This window comes from Corynebacterium antarcticum (assembly GCF_016595285.2).
Lineage (GTDB): Bacteria > Actinomycetota > Actinomycetes > Mycobacteriales > Mycobacteriaceae > Corynebacterium > Corynebacterium antarcticum.
This window is the reverse complement of record NZ_JAENIP020000001.1, coordinates 318,840-337,117: the sequence shown is the minus strand read 5'-3', so window position 1 is coordinate 337,117 and position 18,278 is coordinate 318,840. Positions and strand designations below refer to the sequence as shown.

General features: G+C 65.7%; 15 protein-coding genes. 8 read left to right on the top strand and 7 right to left on the bottom strand.

The window, feature by feature from the left end:
- The first annotated feature begins 150 nt into the window (after positions 1 to 150).
- Both JIM95_RS01480 and JIM95_RS01475 read left to right on the top strand, forming a co-directional pair.
- Positions 151 to 1,716, top strand: a complete 1,566-nt coding sequence (locus JIM95_RS01480; protein ID WP_200257205.1) for an amidase family protein — start codon at positions 151 to 153, stop codon at positions 1,714 to 1,716.
- 98 nt (positions 1,717 to 1,814) lie between these two features.
- Positions 1,815 to 3,092, top strand: a complete 1,278-nt coding sequence (locus JIM95_RS01475; RefSeq protein ID WP_200257206.1) for a uracil-xanthine permease family protein — start codon at positions 1,815 to 1,817, stop codon at positions 3,090 to 3,092.
- A gap of 120 nt (positions 3,093 to 3,212) precedes the next feature.
- Here JIM95_RS01475 and JIM95_RS01470 read toward each other — a convergent pair whose 3' ends face one another.
- Together JIM95_RS01470 and JIM95_RS01465 are read right to left on the bottom strand one after the other, a co-directional pair.
- Positions 3,213 to 3,482, bottom strand: coding sequence for an HPr family phosphocarrier protein (locus JIM95_RS01470; protein ID WP_200257207.1), 270 nt, complete (start codon positions 3,480 to 3,482; stop codon positions 3,213 to 3,215).
- Between the two features lie 308 nt (positions 3,483 to 3,790).
- Entirely contained in the window at positions 3,791 to 4,762 is a 972-nt protein-coding gene (locus tag JIM95_RS01465; protein WP_200257208.1) for a 1-phosphofructokinase family hexose kinase, read from the bottom strand.
- A gap of 474 nt (positions 4,763 to 5,236) precedes the next feature.
- Between JIM95_RS01465 and ptsP the strand changes: the two genes are divergently transcribed.
- Positions 5,237 to 6,946, top strand: a complete 1,710-nt coding sequence (gene ptsP, locus JIM95_RS01460) for a phosphoenolpyruvate--protein phosphotransferase (RefSeq protein ID WP_200257209.1) — start codon at positions 5,237 to 5,239, stop codon at positions 6,944 to 6,946.
- Positions 6,947 to 7,038: 92 nt separating this feature from the next.
- On the opposite strand, the gene JIM95_RS01455 is transcribed toward ptsP, so the two are convergent.
- The 3 genes from JIM95_RS01455 to lexA all read right to left on the bottom strand — a co-directional run bounded on the left by JIM95_RS01455 (position 7,039) and on the right by lexA (position 9,878).
- Positions 7,039 to 8,007: a carbohydrate kinase family protein gene (locus tag JIM95_RS01455; RefSeq protein WP_200257210.1), complete on the bottom strand. Its 969-nt coding sequence runs from the start codon at positions 8,005 to 8,007 to the stop codon at positions 7,039 to 7,041.
- Complete coding sequence (locus JIM95_RS01450; protein WP_200257211.1) at positions 8,004 to 8,783, bottom strand: DeoR/GlpR family DNA-binding transcription regulator; 780 nt, start codon at positions 8,781 to 8,783, stop codon at positions 8,004 to 8,006. Before JIM95_RS01450 ends, JIM95_RS01455 begins: the two co-directional genes overlap by 4 nt.
- A gap of 423 nt (positions 8,784 to 9,206) precedes the next feature.
- Positions 9,207 to 9,878: a transcriptional repressor LexA gene (gene lexA / locus JIM95_RS01445; protein WP_200257213.1), complete on the bottom strand. Its 672-nt coding sequence runs from the start codon at positions 9,876 to 9,878 to the stop codon at positions 9,207 to 9,209.
- A 490-nt stretch (positions 9,879 to 10,368) separates the two neighbouring features.
- Here lexA and JIM95_RS01440 point away from each other — a divergent pair, with 490 nt between their 5' ends.
- Both JIM95_RS01440 and nrdR read left to right on the top strand, forming a co-directional pair.
- Positions 10,369 to 10,602: a hypothetical protein gene (locus JIM95_RS01440; RefSeq protein ID WP_200257215.1), complete on the top strand. Its 234-nt coding sequence runs from the start codon at positions 10,369 to 10,371 to the stop codon at positions 10,600 to 10,602.
- Between the two features lie 92 nt (positions 10,603 to 10,694).
- Positions 10,695 to 11,150 (top strand): transcriptional regulator NrdR, encoded by a 456-nt coding sequence (gene nrdR / locus JIM95_RS01435; RefSeq protein WP_200257217.1) that lies wholly within the window; start codon positions 10,695 to 10,697, stop codon positions 11,148 to 11,150.
- Between the two features lie 21 nt (positions 11,151 to 11,171).
- On the opposite strand, the gene hrpA is transcribed toward nrdR, so the two are convergent.
- A complete protein-coding gene (hrpA, locus tag JIM95_RS01430) occupies positions 11,172 to 15,092 on the bottom strand; it encodes an ATP-dependent RNA helicase HrpA (RefSeq protein WP_200257221.1) in 3,921 nt (1,306 codons plus the stop codon).
- Between the two features lie 61 nt (positions 15,093 to 15,153).
- Positions 15,154 to 16,134, bottom strand: a complete 981-nt coding sequence (locus tag JIM95_RS01425; RefSeq protein ID WP_200257222.1) for a hydrogen peroxide-inducible genes activator — start codon at positions 16,132 to 16,134, stop codon at positions 15,154 to 15,156.
- A 159-nt stretch (positions 16,135 to 16,293) separates the two neighbouring features.
- Between JIM95_RS01425 and JIM95_RS01420 the strand changes: the two genes are divergently transcribed.
- The 3 genes from JIM95_RS01420 to JIM95_RS01410 all read left to right on the top strand — a co-directional run bounded on the left by JIM95_RS01420 (position 16,294) and on the right by JIM95_RS01410 (position 18,272).
- Positions 16,294 to 16,890 (top strand): peroxiredoxin, encoded by a 597-nt coding sequence (locus JIM95_RS01420; RefSeq protein WP_200257223.1) that lies wholly within the window; start codon positions 16,294 to 16,296, stop codon positions 16,888 to 16,890.
- Positions 16,891 to 17,415 (top strand): alkylhydroperoxidase, AhpD family, encoded by a 525-nt coding sequence (ahpD, locus tag JIM95_RS01415; RefSeq protein WP_200257231.1) that lies wholly within the window; start codon positions 16,891 to 16,893, stop codon positions 17,413 to 17,415.
- 200 nt (positions 17,416 to 17,615) lie between these two features.
- Positions 17,616 to 18,272 (top strand): response regulator transcription factor, encoded by a 657-nt coding sequence (locus tag JIM95_RS01410; protein ID WP_200257233.1) that lies wholly within the window; start codon positions 17,616 to 17,618, stop codon positions 18,270 to 18,272.
- The last annotated feature ends 6 nt before the right edge of the window (positions 18,273 to 18,278 follow it).

Sequence of the window (18,278 nt, the reverse complement as noted above, 5' to 3'; positions counted from 1 at the left end):
GTGAGGCTCCGGAACACCCGACCCGGCCCCGCCCGGACGGGGTGGAAACGGTGTAGAAATGTCAGGGATCACCGGTGGCCGGGTTCCGCCCTCCGTGGCGGTGTTCTCTTCACCGCACAACCAAGCCGCACAAAAGAAACGAGCCGGATCATGCGCACGATAACCAGATTCGTCACCGCGCTTGTCGCGATCGGCGTCATCGCCGTCAGTGGCGTCATCACGTACAACACCCTGAGCAGTCGGGACGGTTCTCTCCAGCGGCACGCGGACGGTGATTTCACCCTCGATGAGGAGGTGAACACCTATGCCGGCCAGACGGAGATCGACTACGCGCCCTACGACGGCATTCTCTCGGACCTGAGCCCGGAGCGGCGCCACCAGATCTCCGTCGCCTTCGAGGGACGTGACCTAGTCGGACGGGCACAGGCACGCCGGGAGCTCGGTGTGACGAACACCGAGGCGCTGGCCTACTACGTGGCGAACATGCGGGAGTCGAACAGCTACTACCGTTCTGTCCTGCAGCTCGACCCCGACGCGATCGCGGCTGCCGCGGAGTTGGATGCCCGCGGTGTCGGCCCCAGCCCGGATCAGCCCCTCCGTGGTGCCGTCGTCCTCGTCAAGGGGAACATCGCCGTCAAGGGACTGCCGAACGACGCCGGTTCGAGGGCACTGCATTCCGCTGAGGCGGATGCGGACTCGTCGGTCGTCGAGGGACTCCGTGCAGCCGGAGCCATCGTCGCGGGTCGGACCAACCTCAGTGAATTGGCCAACTTCCTGACCTTCGACGCACCCAACGGATTCAGTGCCGTCGGCGGTCAGGCCCTCGACGCGCGGGATCCTCTGAATCGCGATCCCTCCGGAAGCTCAACGGGATCGGCCACCGCCATCGCCCTCGACTACGCCGATCTGACCTTCGGTACCGAGACCCAGGGATCGGTGATCTCGCCCGCCGTGGCTGCGGGGGTCTACGGGGCGAAAGCCGGATACGGTGAGTGCGACATCAGCGGAATCGTCCCGATCGATGATCGCGTTGATTCGCCCGGTGTATTTGGGCGGAGCACCGCTGACCTCGCCGTCGGTTTCCGGGCCGCCTGCGGGATCGACCCGGTGAGAGCGACGGACGCCGGACTCACGGTCATTGACATGGGGCTCGACCCGGTACTGGTGGCGGCACTCGGTCGTGCCCGCATCACCGTGGTGGAACCCGGTACCGAGCTCCAGCAGACCATCGGGGAACTCAGGGATCTGCCGTTCATCGACGCTCTCGTGGCGGGTGTCGGCCCGTCCATGGAGACGTACTTCTCCGGGAACCCCTCCGGTCGCCTCGAGAACCTCCATGATCTCGTGGAGTTCTACCGGCAGCATCCCGAAGCGGCCCCCTACGGAATCGATCTGATCGAACAGGGGCTGACTACCGGTATGAGTCTCTCGGAGTCCGGTGAAGTCCTCGATCGTGGTAGAGATCTCGTCGACAAGATCAATGAACTGATGGCGGAGCAGGGGGCCGTCGCGTTGGTCGGCAGGGCCGACGGACTGCCGGAGATCACCGCGGGTGGTTCAGCCCGGGCCACTGTTCCGCTGATTCCGGTGACCCAGAATCTCGCTGTGGACGTGTACGGGAAGTACGCGGTGACCATTGAGGCCGCGGACGGTGACACGGCGGCATTGCTCGAGATCGCGCGCAGGGTCGAGGCGGCGCGCCCCTTCGACGGATAGCGGAGGACGAGGCGTGCATCGACCTGAAAGCACGCTCAACGGCCCTCGATGAGTGGTGGATTGCCCGCAACGCCCCGAGGGGCGGATAATGGCACGCTGTGAGTCAAATATTCGGATGGACCGTCCACGGTGACGGCAAGAAGATCAGTCCCGGTGCGGTCGTCAATCCTGAGGAAAGGCTGAGCTGGCCGCGAACCATCGGAATCGGTATGCAACACGTCATAGCGATGTTCGGTGCCACTCTGCTGGTCCCGACGCTCACCGGGTTCCCCGTCAACACGACCCTGCTGTTCTCGGGCCTCGGAACGATGCTGTTCCTCGTGATCACGAGGAACAGGCTCCCCAGCTACCTCGGCAGTTCCTTCGCGTTCATCGCGCCCCTCATCGCGACCCAGGGGGAGGGGCTGGCTGTGCAGCTCGGTGGGGTGGTCGCCGCGGGTCTGGTTCTGGTGGGCGTCGGCGTGCTGGTCAAACTCGCGGGCAAGCGGGTCCTCGACGCCGTGATGCCGCCGGCCGTGACCGGCGCCATCGTGGCACTCATCGGACTGAACCTCGCTCCCGTGGCCGCATCGGATTTCGCCGCGCAACCCGGTGTCGCCGCCGTGACGCTCGCGGTGATCCTGCTGTGTTCGGTGGCCGGTCGGGGAATGGTCGCAAGACTCGGAATTCTCATCGGGGTCATCTTCGGCTGGGTGTTCGCCGCGGTCAGCGGGCAGCTCCGCGAGGGCGCCACTGAAGCTGTCGCCACCGCCGACTGGATCGGTCTTCCCGCGTTCCACGCACCGTCGTTCCAGGTGTCCGCTGTGCTCGTGACCCTTCCGGTCGTCATCGTCCTCATCGCGGAGAACGTCGGTCACGTGAAGGCGGTTTCCGCAATGACCGGAAGGGACCTCGATGATGTCGCCGGTGACGCACTCATCGCGGACGGCCTGGCGACGACCCTCGCCGGTGGATTCGGAGGTTCCGGAACGACGACGTACGCCGAGAACATCGGTGTCATGGCGGCGACCCGGGTCTACTCGACCGCAGCCTACTGGGTGGCTGCATCGACCGCGGTGGCACTGGCCTTCGTGCCGAAGTTCGGGGCACTCATCAACACCGTTCCCGGGGGCGTCATGGGCGGTGCGACCATCGTGCTCTACGGTCTCATCGGGATGCTGGGCGTGCGGATCTGGCAGGACAACCGGGTCGACTTCAGTAACCCGGTCAATCTGATGGCGGCGGCGGTCGCGATGATCGCGGGGATCGGGAACCTGACGCTGACGGTTTTCGGTCTGGAACTCCAGGGGATCGCCTGGGGCTCCGCGGGCATCATCATCGTGTATCCGATCCTGAATCGGCTCTACCGGCACATCGGCGAAGGACAGTTTCTCTGAGCCGGACAGGAGTTCGGTTCGTTCCGGAGCGGACGGCAGAGGGCCCCGGCACCGCTCTCGCGATGCCGGGGCCCTCTGCCGTCCGGTGCGCCGGCTACGGTGCCGGGCGGTACGGGAGGATCAGGCGTCGAGGTCCTTCTCGATCAGTGCAGCGATCTTCTCGACGGCCTCCGCGTTCTCCGAGGTGACGGTGACCCGGTCGCCGGAGTTCGCGCCCATCGCCATGATCATCATGGACGATGCAGCCTCTGTGGGGTCGTCGTCCGCGTCCTCACCCTCGAGGGAGAGGAAGATGTCCTCGTCGTACTCGGCGGCCGCTTCAGCGACGATGGTTGCGGGGCGGGCGTGGAGGCCGACGGAGGAGCCGACGGTAACGGTCTTGGAAGCCATGTGGCAGTCCTTTCTTTCCTCGTGCTGGGCACGGGCGAAGTGATTCCTTTTAGCTGTCTACGAACCTCTGCCGCCCACTGGGGTACCGGAATCAGCCCGGTCCGTCAGACGGTGAGGTACCACCCTCAACTCTACGCACCAACCGGCGACAGCCGCCACACCGGGGATCCGGGAGTTGTCCGGGACACAGTCTCCTCCCCGTGGATCACCCTGTTCAGCGGCGGCTTCACGGTTCCGGAGAACGGCGGGGTCCACCGCTCAGGCGGTTCGGGGCGGCCGGTCCCGGATGTGGCGGCGCCGCCGGAGAATCAGTGGTGTTTCCGGACGAGAGCTGAATCCGGGATGACCATTCCCGGACGGGGTATCGATGTTCCGGGCAGACTCGCCGCGGCCGCCCCCAGAGCGACCGCCTCGGCCAGTGCCACCGCCGGTACCGCGCCCCGGGAGTCGGCCATGAGATATCCGGCCAGGGTGCAGTCACCCGCGCCGACCGTGGAGATCGGGCGGATCGGATGCGCCGGTGTCGTCCAGGCCCCTTCATCGGTGACGAGGGCGGCCCCGGCGGCGCCCAGGGTCACGAGGACCCTCTGTACCCCGTGCCGGAGAATCCGACGGGCGCCATCCACGGCCGGGGAGAAATCACCGTCAAGCGCGGCACGTTCCAGCGATGCGCCGTCGATCCCGGTGATCTGCCCGAGCTCGAGGCCGTTGGGTTTGATGAGTGTGGGGGCTGGCGCCCCGTCGCGGATCCGGTCCACCAGCTCCAGGAGTGGGCCGTCCGACGTGTCCACCGCCACCGGAACATCGGGGAAGGTGTCGTGGACGAGGGCGAGCAGATCCTGGTACCAGCCGTGTGGGGCGCCGGGAGGGAGGGAACCACTCATGACGACCCACTCCGCCGCACCCGCGGCGATGATGAGCGCCTCCTCGACCGCTTTGACCGCGCTGGGGGACAACGGATTTCCGGGACCGTTGAGCTTCGTCGTCGTCCCGTCCGGTTCGGTTACCGTCGTGTTGGTCCGAACCGAGACCCCTCCCGGGATGATCCGGTACGGGACCCCCGTTTCCGCCATCAGCCTGACGAAGGTTCCCTGGCTCGGGGCCGGAAACAACGCCAGGGTGTCAACCCCGGCGGAATGGCATGCGTGGGCGACGTTGATTCCTTTTCCGCCCGGAGACTGGGCGACCGACGTGAGGCGCTGTACACCGCCCGGCCGGAGGGCGACCGGGAGGCTCAGACTCAGATCAATGCTCGGGTTCGGGGTCAGGGTGAGAATCAAGGGCGGGTCCTCAGATTCGATCGGTGGTGCGGAGGGGACCGCGGGGAATGCCTCGGGAGGGTGAACCCCCGCCTCGCACCGTTTGAGCGAGGGACCCGACCATCCCGGGAGCGTTGCCCGGGGTCCCGGGATCCCCGGCTCCGGCTGGGGGACTGTGCCGGGATCGCTGCGTTGGTTGCGACAACCGTAGCAGGCGTCCGCGGGCGTGTCGGGCAGGGGACCCGGTGGGGTTCAGTCCGTCGTGCCCCCGGTCACGGCATGCTCCGAGGGTGACGGCCGGGGCGGGCGCAGGTGACGGTGGGTGGGAGAGGGGAGTGTGGACCTCGAGTGATCCTTACCATCCACCCCTCGAAGTTTTGTTTCTGTCCGAGTTTCCCCGTTCCCGTGTGGGAAATGTGGGAACCCAAAGCGGTGACTGATTGCGGGTGGTATCTTCGGAACCACTGAAGCGATAGTGAGGGCAGGGACTGAATTATGGAAAATGTGACGCAGGACACCAGGGGTTCCGTACTTCACGGAACCGCTGTCGTACCGGGAATCCGCTACGCCAAGGCTGTGTGGATCAAGCCGCGACCGAAGCTCCCGCAGGCCGGGGCACAGGTCGACGAGGCCCAGCGCGACGCCGAGTACGAGCGTTTCGTGGCCGCCGCCGACACCGTGGCCGAACGGCTCTCCTCGCGGGGCGAAAGAGCGGTCGGGGCCGCGAGTGAGGTGCTCAACGCGACGGCTGGTCTGGTCCGCGACCGCGGCTGGCGCAAGGCCGTGAAGAAGAACACCGCCGCCGGGCACCCCGCGGACTACGCTGTGGTCGCCGCAACGACGAAGTTCATCTCGATGTTCGAGGCCGCCGGCGGGATCATGGCAGAGCGTGTCACCGACCTGAGGGACATCCGGGACCGGACAATCGCCGAGATCCGCGGTGAGGACGAACCCGGACTTCCCGAGGTCGACGGCGAGGTCGTGCTGTTCGCGGACGACCTTTCCCCCGCTGACACGGCTGCGTTGGACACCACCCAGTTCACGGCTCTCGTCACCGAACTCGGTGGACCGACGAGCCACACGGCCATCATCGCCCGTCAGCTGAATGTTCCCTGCATCGTCGCCGTCGGCGCCGAAGTCAACAAGATCCCCGCCGGCGAGATGGTCCTGGTCGACGGGAGTGAGGGGAGCATCGAGATCGGTGCAGATCCCGAGGACGCGGAGCGTCAGGTATCCGAATCCAAGGCTCTCGCCGAGAAGGTGGCGCTCTGGCGTGGCCCGGCGCAGACGAGTGACGGACACCGGGTCCAGCTGCTCGCCAACGTCCAGGACGGCAAGGCCGCTGCGACCGCTGCGGAGACGGAAGCCGAGGGAATCGGCCTGTTCCGTACCGAGATGTGCTTCCTGTCCGCGACCTCGGAGCCCTCCGTCGAGGAGCAGGCGAAGGTCTACACCAAGGTTCTGGAGGCGTTCCCGGACTCCAAGGTCGTCGTCCGCTCCCTGGACGCCGGATCGGACAAGCCGGTCGCGTTCGCCACTCTCGCCGATGAGATGAACCCGGCCCTCGGTGTGCGCGGACTGCGCATCGCCCGGGCCAACGAGGGTCTGCTGATCAGGCAGCTCGACGCGATCGCGAAGGCCGCCGAGGACCTGGGTCGTGGAGAAGACTCTCCCACCTGGGTCATGGCGCCCATGGTCGCCACAGCACGGGAAGCCAAGTGGTTCGCGGGGCTCTGCGCCGAACGCGGTCTCACCGCCGGTGCGATGATCGAGGTTCCCGCCGCGGCCCTCATGGCCGACAAGATCATGCCGCACCTCGACTTCGTCTCGATCGGGACCAACGACCTCACCCAGTACGCCATGGCGGCGGACCGGATGTCGCCGCAGCTCGCCTACCTCACCGATCCGTGGCAGCCCGCGGTGCTCCGCCTCATCAAGATGACCTGTGAGCAGGGCCGGAAGACCGATACCCCTGTCGGTGTCTGCGGTGAGGCGGCCGCTGACCCGCTGCTCGCCTGCGTGCTGACGGGTCTCGGCGTGAACTCGCTCTCCGCGGCATCGACGGCGTTGGCCGCGGTCGGGGCGCAGCTGGCCGAGGTCGATCTCGCCACCTGTGTCCGTGCCGCGGAAGCAGCGCTCGACGCGGAGGGTGCCATCGCCGCCCGGGAGGCGGTCCGGGAGATCATCCCACTGCCCCAGGCGTAGGTTGACCCCACCACTTGAGAAGGCGGGGCCCGGAACCAAAGAAGGTTCCGGGCCCCGCCCCCTGTGTTTCCACGGGCTCCGACGGGGACGGGTCAGTATCGCAGACCGGTGCAGGTCACGGCTTCGGGATGGACCAGATCCGGGGTGGGTAGTGCGCCGTCGCGGAGCGGGGCATCGGCGGTTGCGTAGGCGAGGGAACCGGACAACCGTTCCTGCCGACTTCCGGAACCGTCACCCATGAGGTGTCCGGCGAGGAGAACATCCCTGAACCGGTCTGGCCCCGATCCCGAACCCGATGACGACCGGGCGACGACGCCCGATTCCGCGCTGAAGATCGCAGCGGTATCCGGTGGGCAGCTGACGAGGACCTCGGAAACCCCCGCCCCCAGCAGGTTGCGGACGGCGGGTGCGGTCGATGACGCGTCGCCGGACCTGAGGTCAGACTCGAGAGTTGCTGCGTCGGTGTCGGGGAGGAGCTCGGCGATGTCAGCGGTGGTGAGTGCCAGCAGGGTCGGGGTGATCGCGGAAAGCTGCCGGACCACCGCGCGCAGAGGGCCACCGGAGGTTGCGACCGCGACCCTGACATCCGGATGGTAGAGGGAGAGCGCCCTGATGACCTCGACGTACCAACCGTTGGGAGCGACATCGGGCAGCGGACCTCCCAGCACGACCCAGGTCGCGTCCTCGGCTTTCGTGACGGCCAGATCGCGGAGCTGTGCGAGTTGAACCGGGTCCAGTGGCATCGGGGGATCGAGGAACTGCGTGGACTCGCCGGTGCTGTCCGTGACGAGGAACCTCGTCTGGATCGGTCCGGCGACGGGTACGTAGTCGTGCGGGAGTCCCAGGAGACCGATCATGCGGAGGTACTGGCTGATCTCGGGCGCCGGAAAAATGGCGTGTGTCCTGTTCCCCGCGAGGTACGCGAGTCGGGACACCGTGACCCCGCACCCCGCCGGGAAGGTGTCGACCTGTCCCAGACGGAGAACGGTCCCACCGGTTAGCGGGGTGTCGATCGATCCGGACCGTTCGAGTACCGGGGTCGGGGTCACCGTGAGGATCATTGGGCTATCACGACCTCTATGTTGCGCTCGCGGAGGGCATCGACGAAGGATTGGGGTGCCGCGGAGTCGGTGATCACGACATCGATGTCGTCGACACTGGCGAAGCTAACCATGTAGTCGCAGCCCATCTTGGTGGCGTCGCACAGTACGATGACCTTCCGCGCGTTGATGATCATCGACCGCTTGACGGCGGCTTCCTGACTGTCCGCGGTGGACAATCCGTGATCGAGGGTCAGGGCGTTGGTTCCGATGAACGCTACGTCCGCCCGCATGAGGGCCAGGGTCCGCAGTGCCGTGTCGCCCACGACCGCCTGCGTGATGGATCGGACGGAGCCGCCCAGCAGCTGTACCTCGTCCAGCCCCGCCGAGGCCATCTTGAGGGCGATGGGCAGGCAGTTCGTCACGATGGACCAGCGGGGACCCGTCGGATGCGCGGCAATGAGATCGGCCAGTGCAGCGAGGGTCGTGCCGGCGTCCAGGAACATTCCGCCCTGCGGATCCGGAAGATAGTCGACCGCCGCGCGGGCGATCGCGGATTTGGCCGATGAAGCGCTCTTCGCCCTGACGTCGACCGCGAGCTCCGCTGTCTGGAAGTTCTGGCTGGCGACCGCACCACCGTGAACCCTGTGGACGGTACCCTCGCTGTCGAGTACCGCAAGATCACGCCGGATGGTCTCGGCGGTCACCTCAAAACGCTCGGCGAGTTCGGTGACATTGACACGGCCCTCCACTGCGGTCAGTGACGCGATCTGCCTGCGGCGTTCCTCTGCGTACATGGGTCCTCCTCGGTACACGGCAGGAACCAGTCGTGGCGGGGACAACGGTCCACCTCCGGAAACAACGGCTTGATGAACCGTGCGTCGCAGGGGAACCGTGGTTGCCTCAATGTGACGCAGGGGAAGGATCATCGACCGCCGGTGCCTCGGCCTGCTTTTCCAGTTAACTGTTCCAGTGTCCCACAAAAGCGAAACAAACGGGCGGAAAGGGGCGCCCGGAGGAGACCAAAACCACAAATCCACAGGCGTACCACGGGTCACCGTCCGGCGGATTGTGACGGCATCACGCAGATAAGTGCTGGGCAAAGGCTATTTGTGGGGTTTCACTGCCGGATCCGGTGTTCGGACGGGCGTTACCTGAGAAACAGACAGTCACCCCCCGATAGTGTGTGGATGCCGGGGTGTGTGGCCGCGGTGGCGGCATCAGAGCTTGCGGATCACGGAGACGACCTTGCCCATGATCTCGGCGTTGTCTCCGTTGATCGGGGAGAAAGCGTCATTGCGGGGAAGCAGCCAGACTCCGGATGAATCGCGGTGGAACTCTTTGACGGTGGCTTCGCCGTCGATCATCGCCGCGACGAACTCGCCCTGCTCGGCGACCGGTTGACTCCTGATGATGACCCAGTCCCCGTCGAGGATCGCGGCATCGCGCATCGATTCGCCCACGACCTCCAGCATGAACAACTCGCCGTCCCCGACGAACTCCGTCGGGAGCGCGTAGTACTCCTGGACGTTCTGTTCGGCGAGAATCGGACTGCCCGCGGCGATCGCCCCCAGCGCCGGGATCATGCTCGTCTGTGCCTGATCGGCCTCATCCGGCTGTGCGGGCTTCTTCCCCCGACGAGGTGCCGGCTCCGGCATGTTCCTGACGTCCACCGCACGGGGCTTGTTCGGGTCCCGGCGAAGGAATCCCTTCTTCTCCAGTTCCTTCAACTGGTAGGCCACCGAGGAGGTGGACTGGAGGCCGGCGGCGTCGCCGATCTCCCTGATGCTCGGTGGATAGCCCCGGAGGACAACCGCATCCCGGATGACCTCCAGGATCCGGCGTTGTCTCGGGGACAGTTCGGAAGGGTCGTGCTTGTTCGCGGTCGCCATCGGGATCTCCTGAGTTTCGTCGTCGTTTGTTCTGGGCGGTGCGGCTGGGCCGTGTGGTCGTCGGATGATCGTCGGATACGTGTTGTCCGTGGTGCGACTGTCGTTCGGATGGGGACTGCCGGCGTTCGAAAAATCGGGTGCAGAGGCGTGGATGAAGCACTCCACCACACATATTCTTGTTCGATCCTAACACGGGTGTTCGAAGATTTCAGCCGCACTCTGGACAATGTCCCGACAGGGTGTTATAAATCGAACATACAGACGGATTCGAACATGTGGACGATAAACGTGTTCGAGGGGTCCGGTGACCGAGGTAGTCTCCATCCACATGACGAAGGAACAGAACATGACGATCACGAACAACAACGTATCCGCACTTCAGGATAACTTCCGGCCTCGTGCCGCGGTTGTTCCCGCGGCATCGGTCTGGAACGGTCACTGTCGACCCGTGTCACCGGTGGGCGGCACCGGTGTTCGAAAGATGGGGTCGGTGTGTAGAACACCCGGGCCAATTCCTCCCGGCTCCGGTCATGCTCATGTCGAGGATTCCGACTGGGCCACCGGTCGCCACGCACGCCGCGGCGCGGCACTGCGCACGTACATCGCCGGGGCACTCATCGGTGGCGCATTGTTCGCCGGTTTCTTCATCGCCGCGCCCTCAGACGACGCGCCTGTCGGCCAGGGGGTGAACCACACGATGAGTTCGGTGGCCCTGTCTCGGTAGCCCGGGCGGGGTTCCCCGGTGAACTCCCACCCGATTAGGATGGATTCCCCGCGGTCCGCACGCGGACCGCCCGACCAGACGAGGATGAATCCGTGCACTGTCCCTTCTGCCACCAGTCAACCTCCAGGGTGATCGACTCCCGTACCGTCGACGGTGGCTCGGCGGTGCGGCGCCGGAGGGAGTGCAGTAGCTGCCACGGACGCTTCACGACGGTGGAGAAGGCCGTGCTGATGGTGGTCAAACGCAATGGCGTCTCCGAGCCCTTCAGTCGGGAGAAGGTCATCACCGGAGTCCGGCGTGCCTGTCAAGGCAGGGATGTCTCGGATGACGCGCTCAAGCGGCTCGCACAGCAGGTCGAGGAGACCGTCCGCCAGCACGGAAGCTCGCAGGTGCCCGCGAACACGATCGGTCTGGCAATTCTGAAACCGCTGCGGGAACTCGATGAGGTCGCCTACCTGCGCTTCGCCTCCGTCTACAAGTCCTTCGAATCAGCGGCCGACTTCGAGTCGGAGATACGCCTCATGCGACGCCGTTCCCGCGAACCGTAGCAACCATGGCCGGGCCCGGGTTCACCGGAGTGCGTCGACCGCTTTCTGAATCCGTTTCAGGCTCACGGGCCGGGGTGTCCCCAGACGCTGCGCGAAGAGGCTCACGCGGAGCTCCTCGACCATCCACCGGATCTCCTTGACCTCTCCGGTCTTCGAACGACCCGCGGGCAGCTTACGCAGCTTGTCCTCGAGGTAGTCCCGCGCGGCCTGAACCGTTTCCTGGTTGTCCGCGTCCCTGTCCGGATCATGTTCCATGGAATCCAGCCGGATCACCATTGCCTCAAGATACCGCGGGAGGTGCCTGAGGTGGTTGACGCCGTGGACCGAGACGGCGTGCTCCGGAAGCAGGAACTCCAGCTGTCCGCGCATGTCCTCGATGGCATCGCCGGTCCATCGGGACAGTTCATCCGCCACGCGGTGGTAGTCCACGAGGCCGGGTGCCAGCGCGGTCACCGTCCGGCGTACCCGCCGAGGCACCTCCGGTTTGATCCGGGCGACGAGCTCGCGGAAGGCCTCCGGAGTGCGTACCGGACCCCCGGCCTCGATGAGAGCGTCCCGTATCGCGGCGATCCGGGCGTCATCGACCAGACCCTCGCCGCCGCCGTGCGGGTAGTTCTCGACCGCGACCCGTTGCTTGAGGGGGAGACCATTCAGCATCTGCTTCGTCGGGACCTCGATCTCGCGCATGAGAAGGGTGAGTGTCGCGGTCAGCATCGAGGAGTCGGCCGACTGTTTCGTCGGCATGACCCGTACGGCGACGCCTTCCGGCGTCGCCACCAGCGCGGGATACGCCGTGACCTCCTGTCCGTCGACCCGGGTCAGAACCTCCGTCTCGATGTCCCCGATCTTCTCCTTGTCCCACTTCTTCGCCGCCGCCCGCTGGAGCCCTCCGCTGGCACGGTTGACGGAGGCGTTGATCTGTTCGATGTTGCGCTTCTTCAGCGCACCCAGGTTCCGGTCGCGGTCGACCACCGCTCCGCGCTTGTCCACGGCCGCGAAGCTGATCCGGAGGTGGTCGGGAAGATTCCTCGGCCGGAAATCCGTGTCATTGATACCGGTTCCGCCGAGACTGCGCAGTGCGTCGGCGAGTTGACCGCAGAGCGTTCCGGAATAGGGGCGTAGCAGCGGAAGTGCGCGTACTGCGAAATCCGGGGCCGGTACCACCGATCGGCGGAGTGCCTTCGGGAGGGTCCGGATGAGCTCGGTCACCAGCTCCTGACGCAACCCGGGGACCAGCCAGTCGAATCCCTCGTCGGACACACCCGCGAGCAGGGGAATCGGGATCCGGACGGTGACCCCGTCGTCATCGGCGCCGGGCTCGAAGTGGTACGTCAGCGAGTAATCCAGACTGCCCTGCCGCCAGAGGTCCGGGAACGCCTCCTCGTCGATGCCGTGCTTCCCCTCGTTGATGAGGGCGTCGGGATCGAAGTTGAGGAGTTCGGGGTCGCTCCGGCGCGTCTTCTTCCACCAGGAATCGAAGGTCCGGCCGGTGGTAACGGTCTCCGGAAGGCGGGCATCGTAGAAATCGAAGAGTGTGTCCTCGTCGACGACGATGTCGCGGCGACGTGCCTTGTCCTCGAGCCCCGCGGCATCCTCGAGCATCGCTCGATTCTCGTGGAAGAAACTGTGGTGGGTCGTCCAGTCACCTTCGATGAGCGCGTGCCGGATGAACAGGTCCCTGGCGGCGGTCGGATCAACCCGGTGGTACGGCACGGTCCGGTCCGCGATGATGGTGACCCCGTAGAGCGTCGACTTCTGGTGGACCATCGCCGCCGTCCTCTTGGCCGACCAGAACGGTTCCGAATAGGAGTGACGCAGAAGGTGCGGCGCGATCCGCTCGACCGCCTCGGGTTCGATGCTCGCCACATCCCGGGCCCATAGTCGCGAGGTCTCGACGAGCTCCGCGGCCATGACGAACTGCGGCGGTTTCTTGGCGAGTGCGGAACCGGGGAACACCATGAACTTTGTCCCGCGGGCACCCTGGAACTCCCGGGAATCACCGATCTTCATCCCGATGTGTGAGAGGAGACCGGAGAGCAACGCGGTATGAACGGAACGGGGATCGGTTTTCGTCGCCACGTCTTCGCTCGCCGACCACCCGAGCTGTTTCGCCACACCCCGCAGCTGCCTGACCAGATCGAACCATTCACGGATCCGGACGTAGTGGAGGAACTCCTTCTTCATCCGTTTCCGGAACGCGTTTCCGCTCATCTCGTCACGGGTGTCGTGGAGGTACCCCCAGAGCTTGAGATATCCGAGGAAGTCCGAGGTGGTGTCCTTGAACCGGGCGTGCGCCTGATCCGCCTGCGCCTGATGGTCGAGAGGTCGTTCCCGGACGTCCTGGATCGTGAGTGCCGCGACGATGACGACGACCTCGTGCAGGCAGCCGAGCTTCTCCGCCTCGACGAGCATTCGGGCCATGCGTGGATCGACCGGGATGCGGGCGAGTTGCCGGCCCACCGGAGTGAGCTCGGGCGCGCTGTTGTCCTCGCCCTCGGCCAGCGCCCCGAGTTCGTGGAGCAGGAGAAGCCCGTCGCGGACCGATCTGTCGTCGGGTGCCTGGATGAACGGGAACTCGGTGATGTCCCCGAGTCGGAGGGATGCCATCTGCAGGATGACGCTCGCCAGGTTCGTCCGGAGTATCTCCGGATCCGTGAATTCCGGCCGGGTGGTGAAGTCGTCCTCCGGGTAGAGACGGATGGCGACGCCGTCGGCGACTCGTCCACAACGGCCGGACCGTTGGTTGGCTGAGGCCTGCGAGATCGGTTCGATGGGAAGGCGCTGGACCTTGGTCCGGACGGAGTACCGCGATATCCGGGCCAACCCGGTGTCGACGACATAGTGGATACCGGGGACGGTCAGTGAAGTCTCGGCGATGTTGGTGGCGAGGACGATCCTGCGGCCCCGGTGGCTCGAGAAAACCCGGTGCTGTTCGGCGTTGGAGAGCCGGCCGAACAGTGGGGTGACCTCCACACCCCGCCACCGTCGCCCCTCGATGGCCTCCATCGCGTCCCGGATGTCACTCTCCCCGGCGAAGAAGCAGAGGATGTCACCGGGGCCGATGGCCATGAGCTCCTCGATGGCCTCGAGGAGGCCGTCGAGCGGATCCCGGTCGACGGCCTTGCCGTCCGCCTCGAGTTCGAGGGGCCGGTACCGGATCTCGACGGGGAAGGTGCGACCCGACACCTCGATGATCGGGGCCGGGTTCCCGTCGGCGTCGTGGAAGTGCTCCGCGAAGGCCTCGGGGTCGATCGTCGCGGAGGTGACGATCACCTTGAGATCCGGACGTCGGGGGAGCAGCTGTTTCAGGTATCCGAGAAGGAAGTCGATGTTGAGGCTGCGTTCGTGGGCCTCGTCGATGATGATCGTGTCGTAGGCGTTGAGATCCCGGTCCCGCTGCATCTCGGCGAGGAGTATGCCGTCCGTCATGAGCTTGACCGACGTCGATGCCGAGACGCGGTCGTCGAAACGGATGGCGTAGCCGACGGACTCACCGACGCGTTGGCCGAGTTCGTCGGCGATCCGCTCCGCCACGGTCCGCGCGGCCAGTCGTCGTGGCTGCGTGTGTCCGATGAGTCCACGACGGCCGCGCCCCAGCTCGAGGCAGATCTTCGGGATCTGGGTGGTCTTGCCGGACCCCGTCTCCCCGGCGATGATGACGACCTGATTGTCCCTGATGGCTTCCGCGATGTCCCCGCGCCGCGCGGTGACCGGAAGCTGCTCCGGGAAGGTGACCGCGGGAACCGCGGCTTCACGGGTCGCCAGTTTCACCCGGGCGGTGTCGATGTCGCGCGCGATGGCCGTCAGCGTCTTGGGGGAGCGTGCCTTGCGGAGCCGTCGACGGAGAGCCCGTTCGTCGGCGATCGTCACGCCGTCGAGCCTGTCGGTGAGGTCCTTCTTCGACGGGGGAGCGGAGTGGGGGCTGGAGTCAGTCTGTGTCATCACTAGGCGTTCATCTTAACCGGGTTGGGGGCTGCGGGCGCCGTCGCCGTGGGGCCGTCCTTCAGTCGACGTCCGTCGATCGGGGGAGTGAGGTGCCGTTGAGTCCGGACACGGTCTCGGCGAACGCGGCGCGGATGAGTTCGCCGAGCTGCTGGAACTCCTCCCGACGTGCCGATGAGGCGCGGTAGGCGAGTCCTATGGTCCGTTGTGCGTCGACGCCCGGGGCGAAACGCGCGACGGCGAGGCCCGGGCGGTCGCACTCGGAGGGGATCGCACTGACCGGAACCAGCGTGGTGCCCAGTCCACCGGCCACGCACTGCATCACCGTCGCCAGGCTCGCGGCACGGGTCGTCGCTTTCCCGGGGCCGGAGGGGGCGGGGGTGAAGTCCTGGCTCTGGCAGAGGTCGATGATCTGGTCCCGCAGGCAGTGTCCGTCGTCGAGGAGCAGGAGGTTGAGCTGCTTGAGCTCCGAGAGGGTGACATCCTCCCGACCGGCCATCGGCGAGGTGTCCGGCACGACGATCGCGAACTCCTCCTCGTAGAGGGGCATGGTGGTCAGTCCCGTGCCGGACACGGGCAGCGCCACGACGGCGCAGTCGATCTGGCCGTCACGGAGCTGCTCCAGCAGGTGTCTGGTCTGGTCCTCGATGATGCACGGTTGCAGATCCGGAAGGTCCGAGGCCGTCCGGTGGAGCATGGTCGGCAGGATGTACGGGGCGACGGTCGGGATCATGCCCAGAGCCAGAGGTCCGGTGAGGCTCCCGCAGGCGCCGCGGGCCATGGCGAGGAACGTCTCGGCGGCGTCGAGTGTCGCCTTGGCCGAGGGGAGCAGCTCCTCGCCGGTGGGAGTGACGATGACGCGTCTGGTGGAGCGTTCGATCAGCTGCACCCCCAGACCGGTTTCGAGGGCCACCAGCGCCTGGGACAGACTCGGCTGGGAGATGGACAGCTTCGCTGCAGCCGTCCCGAAGTGGCGGTTCTCGGCGATGGTGACGAAGGTGCGCAGCTGGGCGAGTGTCGGACGATACTCTTTATTGCTCATGCCTATTACTATATAACACACCCTAAAGTTAAACCTTTTGACGTCACCGTCGGTTGTAGGCATACTCGGAAGTGTCCGACGGCGGCGCCGCGAGGTCGCGGTCCGGACACGACGAAAGAACAGACAATCTGCACGACGATCACCATCAGGAGGCACAACATGGCACTGCTCACCATCGGCGACAGGTTCCCGGAGTTCTCGCTCACCGCGCTCAAGGGCGGCTCGCTCCACGACGTGAAGGCCAACCAGCCCGAGGATTACTTCGAGACCGTCACCAACGACTCCTACGAGGGCAAGTGGAAGGTGTTCTTCTTCTACCCGAAGGACTTCACCTTCGTCTGCCCCACCGAGATCGCCGCCTTCGGCAAGCTGGACGAAGAGTTCCAGGACCGCGACACCCAGATCCTCGGTGGTTCCGGCGACAACGAGTTCTCCCACTTCAACTGGCGTGCGACCCACCCCGAGCTGAAGACCGTTCCGTTCCCCATGTTCGCCGACATCCGCCACGACCTGATGCGTGCACTCGGTGTCGAGAACGCCGACGGTGTCGCCGACCGCGCGACCTTCATCGTCGATCCCGACGGCATCATCCAGTTCGTCTCGGTCACCCCGGACGCCGTCGGCCGTAACGTCGACGAGGTCCTCCGCGTCCTCGACGCACTCCAGTCCGAAGAGGTCTGCGCCTGCAACTGGCAGAAGAACGATCCCACGAAGAACATCGACAAGATGGATGTCCTGAAGGAGGAACTCAAGTAAATGTCGATCGACAACCTGAAGTCCGGACTCCCCGAGTACGCCAAGGACCTGAAGCTCAACCTGAGCAGCCTCGCCCGCAGCACCGAGCTCAGCGAGCAGCAGCTCTGGGGCACCTTCCTCGCCTGCGCCGCGGCCACCCGCAACGACACCGTCTTCTCCGAGATCTCCGAGGAAGCCTCGGGCCACCTCTCGGATGAGGCTGTGGAGGCTGCACTCGGTGCGGCGTCCATCATGGCGATGAACAACGTCGCCTACCGCGCCAAGGACTTCCTCGGCGACGACTACGCCCAGGTCAAGATGGGCCTGCGGATGAACATCATCGGCAAGCCCGGTGTCGACAAGGTCGATTTCGAGCTGTGGTCCCTGGCGGTCTCCACGATCAACGGCTGCCCGGACTGCACCATGGCACACGACAAGACCGTCCGCGGTGAGGGACTGACCAAGGAGCAGGTCTTCGAGGCGGTCAAGATCGCCGCGACGATCTCCGGTGTCGCTCAGGCGGTCCAGATCGAGGCCGCACGCTGACGATCCGCCAGCCGGTCCCGGTTCGCCGGAACCGCACCTGAACCCCTCTCTCTTCCCGGGAATCACGGGTGGGGGAGGGGTTTCGCCGTGTCCGCGCGTCTGTGGACCTTCCGTGGGCCGTGGACCGGGAAATACCCGTGCGGGGGTACCCGTCGGTATAACGGTAATTTTCTGCAGCGAATCAACTACTGTTGTTTCGCATGTCTATCAATGTCGTCGCAGTCGATGACCACGATGTCGCACTTGTGGGTATCCGGAGCGTGCTGGAGGGGTCGGAGGTGTGCAACCTCGTCGGCGGATTCTCCGACGTCGACACTCTCGCGGAGTTCCTCGACGGGCCCGGGGCGCCGAAGGTGGACCTCGCCCTCCTGGATCTCCGGCTGGGGGACGACTCGGACCCGTACGTGAACGTCACCCGCCTTCGGGAACTCGGTCTCAAGGTCCTGGTGTTCTCCGCGATGGAGAGCCCCTTCTACATGCGTCGGGCGTTGTTGGCCGATGTCAACGGCATGGTGCAGAAGTCCGTGGACGTGTCCGAGCTCATCGGCGCGATCAGGACAGCCGCAGCCGGGAACACGTACGCCACCAGCGACTGGGCGTCGCTGATCGACTCGGATCCACTCGCTGAGGCGATCGATCTCACCGAGCGGCAGCAGGAGATTCTCGTCCTCTACGCGAGCGGAATGACGGCGGATTCCGTGGCCCGGGCCACAGGGCTGAAGGATCCCACGGTCCAGGACCACCTGAACCGGATCCGACGGAAATACGTCGATGCCGGACGCCGGGCGAACACGAAGGTCGAGCTCTACCGCCGCGCTCAGCAGGACGGCTACGTCCGCGGACCACTGGACCACTGACGCCGG

Excerpts from the sequence above, each read along its gene's own strand:
- JIM95_RS01470 (WP_200257207.1), bottom strand. The coding sequence starts at position 3,482 with ATGGCTTCCAAGACCGTTACCGTCGGCTCCTCCGTCGGCCTCCACGCC.
- ahpD (WP_200257231.1), top strand. The coding sequence starts at position 16,891 with ATGTCGATCGACAACCTGAAGTCCGGACTCCCCGAGTACGCCAAGGAC.
- hrpA (WP_200257221.1), bottom strand. The coding sequence starts at position 15,092 with ATGACACAGACTGACTCCAGCCCCCACTCCGCTCCCCCGTCGAAGAAG.
- JIM95_RS01480 (WP_200257205.1), top strand. The coding sequence starts at position 151 with ATGCGCACGATAACCAGATTCGTCACCGCGCTTGTCGCGATCGGCGTC.
- JIM95_RS01455 (WP_200257210.1), bottom strand. The coding sequence starts at position 8,007 with ATGATCCTCACGGTGACCCCGACCCCGGTACTCGAACGGTCCGGATCG.
- ptsP (WP_200257209.1), top strand. The coding sequence starts at position 5,237 with ATGGAAAATGTGACGCAGGACACCAGGGGTTCCGTACTTCACGGAACC.
- JIM95_RS01450 (WP_200257211.1), bottom strand. The coding sequence starts at position 8,783 with ATGTACGCAGAGGAACGCCGCAGGCAGATCGCGTCACTGACCGCAGTG.
- JIM95_RS01420 (WP_200257223.1), top strand. The coding sequence starts at position 16,294 with ATGGCACTGCTCACCATCGGCGACAGGTTCCCGGAGTTCTCGCTCACC.
- JIM95_RS01410 (WP_200257233.1), top strand. The coding sequence starts at position 17,616 with ATGTCTATCAATGTCGTCGCAGTCGATGACCACGATGTCGCACTTGTG.
- lexA (WP_200257213.1), bottom strand. The coding sequence starts at position 9,878 with ATGGCGACCGCGAACAAGCACGACCCTTCCGAACTGTCCCCGAGACAA.
- JIM95_RS01425 (WP_200257222.1), bottom strand. The coding sequence starts at position 16,134 with ATGAGCAATAAAGAGTATCGTCCGACACTCGCCCAGCTGCGCACCTTC.